The sequence below is a fragment of the Rhodococcus chondri genome, from assembly GCF_036327435.1.
GTDB classification, from domain to species: Bacteria; Actinomycetota; Actinomycetes; order Mycobacteriales; family Mycobacteriaceae; genus Rhodococcus; species Rhodococcus chondri.
Window position 1 is genome coordinate 1 of sequence record NZ_JAUZMZ010000337.1, and the last position, 2059, is coordinate 2059.

Sequence of the window (2059 nt, forward strand, 5' to 3'; positions counted from 1 at the left end):
TCGCGGCCGCGCGGAGGTGACCTCATGACCCAGCCCGCCCCCGAACCCGTGCTCACCGTCCGGGACCTGCACAAGTCGTTCACCCTGCACACCATCGACGGGCGCACCGTGACGTCGCTGCACGGCGTCGACCTCGAGATCGGTCGCGGTGAGCACGTCGCGCTGGCCGGGCCGTCCGGAGCCGGCAAGTCCAGCTTCCTGCGCTGCGTCCACCGCAGCTATCTGCCGGATTCCGGGTCGATCGTCCTGCACACCGATGCCGGACCGGTCGAGCTGACCGAGTTGTCCGACCGTGCGATGGCGCGGTTGCGCGGCCGTGAACTCGGCTACGTGTCGCAGTTCCTGTCGGCGCCTCCCCGCACCGCCCCCCTCGAGGTGGTCGCCGCGTCGGCGCGTCGCCGCGGCATGGACCGCGCCGAGGCCCGCGAGGCCGCCGCCGACGCACTGCGACGCCTTGCGCTCGACGAGGCGCTGTGGGACGTCGACTGCAGTGTGCTGTCCGGCGGCGAACGGCAGCGCGTGAACATCGCAGCGGGCACCGTGCATCCGCCGCGTCTGCTGCTGCTCGACGAACCGGTTTCCGCCCTCGATCCCGCGAACCGGGAACGCGCACTCGAACTCATCGCATCGCTGTCGGCGTCGGGCGTCGCGGTTCTCGCGGTGTTCCACGATCTCGACGCCATGCACCGCCTCGCCACCCGTGTCGTCCGGTTCGCCGACGGCCACATCGCCGAAACAGGGTCCGCCACCGACGTGTTGGGAGATGCAGCAGCATGACCGAAACCGAGTTCGCCCCACCCACCCCCGTCGCCGACCCATGGACACTGCAGTGCGCTCCGCGTGACTACGTCGTCGGGCACGTTCGTGCGGTGCTCCCGGACCGGGTCCTCGACGACGCCCGCATCGTGGTGCGCGACGGCCGCATCGTCGAGATCGGTCCGGCCGTGCCCGGAGTACGGTCCGACGTCGACGGCGGCGGCCTGCTGTGCCTGCCGGGGCTGGTCGACGTGCACTCGGACGGCCTGGAGAAGGAGCGAATGCCGCGACCGGGCGTCGAACTGCCGTGGACGTTCTCCCTCATGTCGTTCGAGGGCAAGGTTCGCGCGGCGGGCGTGACGACCGTCTATCACGGGGCGTCGTTCTCCGATCGAGTGTCGGCCACCTCGGGCCGAAGCGTGCACGTCGCGCAGGAGATGTGCAGTTCGATCGGGCAGTGGTCACACCGCGACACCGACGCCGCGCTCGTCGACCATCGGGTGCTGCACCGCCTCGACGTGCGGTCGGCCGCCGGATTCGGTGCATTGCGAGAAGAATTCGAGCGCCTGGTCGCGGCCGGTGAGGTCACCACCGAAACTCCCGCGGTGATCTCGCACGAAGACCACACGCCCGGCATCGGCCAGTACGCCGACCGCAGCTACTACGAGGATCACATCGCCGGTGTCCGCGGCATCTCGAAGGAAGCCGCACGCACGGTCGTCGACGCCCTCGCCGCCGAACGTGAAGCCAACGCCGCGATCCGCGACGAGACGATGGGCTGGCTCGCCGAACAGTCCCGCACCGGACTCGCGCGGGTGTTCGGGCATGATCCCGAATCCGCCGTCGAGATCGCCGATCTCGCGGCGCGAGGAGGAAATGTCGCGGAGTTCCCCACCACGGTCGAGGCGGCGAGCGAAGCCCGGGCCCGCGGAATGTCGGTGGTGATGGGCGGGCCGAACGTGCTGCGCGGCCGGTCGCATTCGGGCAACGTCTCGGCGGGCGAGCTGGCGGATCTGGGTCTGGTCACGGCGCTCGCGTCGGATTACCTGCCGTCCTCGCTACTCGGTGCGGCGTTCACGCTCGCGAGCCGTGGATTGCCGCTGCCTCAGGCGGTCGCGTTGGTCACGAGCGGCCCGGCCACCGCGGTCGGGCTCGCCGACCGGGGAGCGCTGAGCGTCGGGCAGCGCGCGGATCTGGTGCTCGTCGCTGTCGAGCATGCCTGTCCCGTCACCCGCGCGGTGCTGCGCGCCGCCGGCTAGCCGGTCGGTGCCGTAACGGGTTTGTACCGCACCGCACCGACCGC

At 70.9% G+C, this 2059-nt stretch carries 2 protein-coding genes; both read left to right on the plus strand.

Annotated features, from left to right (window positions below; all coding sequences use genetic code 11):
• The first annotated feature begins 24 nt into the window (after positions 1 to 24).
• On the plus strand, positions 25 to 777 hold the full coding sequence (locus Q8814_RS25900) for an ATP-binding cassette domain-containing protein (RefSeq protein WP_330154795.1): 753 nt from the start codon (positions 25 to 27) through the stop codon (positions 775 to 777).
• Complete coding sequence (locus Q8814_RS25905; protein ID WP_330154794.1) at positions 774 to 2015, plus strand: alpha-D-ribose 1-methylphosphonate 5-triphosphate diphosphatase; 1242 nt, start codon at positions 774 to 776, stop codon at positions 2013 to 2015. Before Q8814_RS25900 ends, Q8814_RS25905 begins: the two co-directional genes overlap by 4 nt.
• The last annotated feature ends 44 nt before the right edge of the window (positions 2016 to 2059 follow it).

Coding starts and splice junctions, on each gene's coding strand:
- Q8814_RS25900 (WP_330154795.1), top strand. CDS start 25: ATGACCCAGCCCGCCCCCGAACCCGTGCTCACCGTCCGGGACCTGCAC.
- Q8814_RS25905 (WP_330154794.1), top strand. CDS start 774: ATGACCGAAACCGAGTTCGCCCCACCCACCCCCGTCGCCGACCCATGG.